The organism is Leptotrichia sp. (genome assembly GCF_057270615.1).
In genome coordinates, this window is record NZ_DBHIXN010000106.1 from 1 (window position 1) to 2,740 (window position 2,740).

Consider the following 2,740-nt stretch of genomic DNA (forward strand, 5'->3'; position numbering starts at 1 on the left):
TTTGTCGTGTAACTTTTAACACTATTCTTTTTAGATTTGAACCTCGGAAACTTCGTCCTCTTCTGAAAAAAGTTCGTAAACGATTGTTTTACATTCAATTGAGCATTTGAAAGTGCCAAGCTGTCTACTTCTTTCAAAAATTGATTTTCACTCTTCAAACTGGCAGGTGTAATTATTTTATTTTTCCCAGTTTCTTCATAAAATTTATTCGCAGTATACAAAATCGTATTGTAAACAAAACGAACACATCCAAAAGTCTTGTTTATCAACAATTCTTGATCTTTATTTGGATAAATTCTATATTTGAATGCTAAATTATATTTCATGAAATTACACCTCCTTTTGATTTTGAATATTATTTTTAATTATTTCTTTAGAAATTTTATCATTAATGATTTCTCTTCGATATTTTATACAAAAATTGTATCATAAGAGTATCCTTTTTTCAATTTTTTTACAAAAAAAGCAATTCATCTCCCGCTTGTAGAAGCCGGAGACTTCTTGCTATCTTTTGTTAAAAATAAAATAAAAAATCTATACACTTTTTTAATAAACTCTAATTATTTAATTAAGATATACTTTTTCTCTTTAGGAAGCATAACTTCTGAAAAAGTTCCATTTTGAATGCTGTTTCTCATCTCAATAACTTTATCTGTTATATCCGTTATATTTACAATCCAGTCATTTATATATTTTTTTACTGTTTCTCCCTTTATGCCTAACTGTATCGCTCTTCTTCCTATTGGATTGCCGTAAATATCTCTGTCTGGATCCCATTGACATCTTACTTCTGAATTTTCTAATTTTTCTTTCCATTCTTCCTTAGACAAATCAGAAACTTCTCTAAAAGATGAAAGTACAGCATTTCTCACTATTTCATCAAATCCTTCCCTTTTTAGGTCAATTGCCAGTATTCTTTCCTGTCCTTGTTTAGTAGCCCAGCCACTTCGGTACATCATCCAGAGAAACGATGGTTTTATCCAAGTCATCCTATTTAAACTGAATTTACTTCCAAACTTTCCTAATTTTAAAGCCTCGTCTGCTATTTCATTATTATATGCCTGATAAACTCTTATTGTTTTATCATCAAATACAGCATAAATATTTTTTTCCTCTTCTTTTTTCATAATTAGTCCTTTCATTCAACATCCTTATTTGTAAAATTACATCTCTTCAACTGCTCCATTGCATGTTTTCTTATCATTTCTTCATCACTTTGCAACAATAGTTCCAGTTTTTCTTTCGCCTTAGGAGTGTTTATGTCTCCCAAAGCAAAACAGCATTTTCTGACTAATGCAAAATTATCATCCCAACGGTATTTTTCAAAATTTGAAATTGCTAGTTCGTATACCGTGTCTATTGTTTGAGGTAAATGTAAACTTTGAAAATAACTAGCAATGTCTTCATGTTCTTCATGAAATTCCTCTCTTGATAATTCACTGAAACTCTTAACAAAATTTAATGAATATTTTGGAAATAAACCAAAAATCCCAATGGAATACATTAAGTACGCTATCTCATCTAAATTTTTTTTATAGCATGCTTGTTTTATTCCTTCTTTAATCATATCTATTTTTTCTTCATCTGTAACACCAGAGAAATTTGAGATTAATTCCTCATTTCTCAGTTGAAAATTTACAATATAAAATTTTTTGCTTAATTCAAAGAATTTTTTTAATTCTTTTTCATATTTTGCTGATATTTTCATTATTTGTTCTCCTTTATCACTTCGTATTCTTTTAGATTTTTATTGAATATTTCTAATCCTTTTCCTTTCCTATATTAAGATAATTTATACATTTCAAATGTATCTTCAACATGTTCTCGTATAATATCTTTATCACTTTTAGCCAACAGTTTAAGTTTTTCTTTTGCATCTTCTATTCCTACCACTCCTAAAGCATAGCAACATTTTTCAACTAATTGACAGTATTCGTCATCACGATATTTCTCAAAATCTGAAATTGCTAATTCATAAAGACATTCTACCGTAGACAGTAACTCCATTTCCATGAAGTAAATAGCAATATCCTCATGTCTTTCATGCCATTCTTTTTTAGATAATTTACATAAAATATCAATAAAATCTTCACTATATAGATTAAATACAAAGATTGCTAAAATTAAAATATTAACATTTTTTTCATTTTTTTTAACATATGCTTTTTCAAGTTCAGATTTTATATATTTGATTCTTTCAATATCATTTAAAAAAAAATTTTTTTGTAATTCTTGAAAACTTATTTGTTTTTTATAATTTTTTATCATTAAATCTTCTAATTTTTTTAGATCTATTTTTTTCATTCTTCTATTCCTTTTTTAAATTAATTTCTTTAATACTCTGATTAAATATATCTAAACCACTACCTTTACCTAAATTTATAGTTATTTGACTTTTTTCCTGTTTAAATTGAACACGCCCAAATTTTTCCCATCCTGTAAATGTTTTCTCCATATTTGGATACCACTTGTTTATTTCTAAACCATCATTATTTTTTACTCCTATTTTTTCTAAAACTCTCAAAGTCCCTGGTTGAGTTACTATTTCTATAGTTACTCCTCCATACTTTTCTTGATACCCAGAAGAATATGAAAAATTCTGAGTAATACTTGTTTCTTTATTTTTTTGTTAAATGATATTTTTCAATATACTCTTCCATATATTTTACCCCCTTATCTCTTCCGTTTTTTCTGGCTATATCAAGTGGAGTATTCCCATTTTTATCTTTAAATAAAATTT

At 27.0% G+C, this 2,740-nt stretch carries 5 protein-coding genes; all 5 read right to left on the bottom strand.

Annotated elements, in window-relative coordinates; all coding sequences use genetic code 11:
* A partial coding sequence (locus ACO409_RS10575) for a helix-turn-helix domain-containing protein (protein ID WP_485557067.1) occupies nt 1-326 on the bottom strand: 326 nt, incomplete at its 3' end.
* A 234-nt stretch (nt 327-560) separates the two neighbouring features.
* On the bottom strand, nt 561-1,142 hold the full coding sequence (locus tag ACO409_RS10580) for a DUF4291 domain-containing protein (protein ID WP_485557069.1): 582 nt from the start codon (nt 1,140-1,142) through the stop codon (nt 561-563).
* Nucleotides 1,139-1,708: a HEAT repeat domain-containing protein gene (locus ACO409_RS10585; RefSeq protein ID WP_485557071.1), complete on the bottom strand. Its 570-nt coding sequence runs from the start codon at nt 1,706-1,708 to the stop codon at nt 1,139-1,141. The genes ACO409_RS10580 and ACO409_RS10585 overlap by 4 nt, the downstream gene beginning before the upstream one ends.
* A gap of 74 nt (nt 1,709-1,782) precedes the next feature.
* A complete protein-coding gene (locus tag ACO409_RS10590) occupies nt 1,783-2,304 on the bottom strand; it encodes a hypothetical protein (RefSeq protein WP_485557073.1) in 522 nt (173 codons plus the stop codon).
* A gap of 4 nt (nt 2,305-2,308) precedes the next feature.
* A complete protein-coding gene (locus ACO409_RS10595; RefSeq protein ID WP_485557075.1) occupies nt 2,309-2,524 on the bottom strand; it encodes a hypothetical protein in 216 nt (71 codons plus the stop codon).
* Nucleotides 2,525-2,740: the final 216 nt, after the last annotated feature.

Excerpts from the sequence above, each read along its gene's own strand:
- ACO409_RS10580 (WP_485557069.1), bottom strand. The coding sequence starts at position 1,142 with ATGAAAGGACTAATTATGAAAAAAGAAGAGGAAAAAAATATTTATGCT.
- ACO409_RS10585 (WP_485557071.1), bottom strand. The coding sequence starts at position 1,708 with ATGAAAATATCAGCAAAATATGAAAAAGAATTAAAAAAATTCTTTGAA.
- ACO409_RS10590 (WP_485557073.1), bottom strand. The coding sequence starts at position 2,304 with ATGAAAAAAATAGATCTAAAAAAATTAGAAGATTTAATGATAAAAAAT.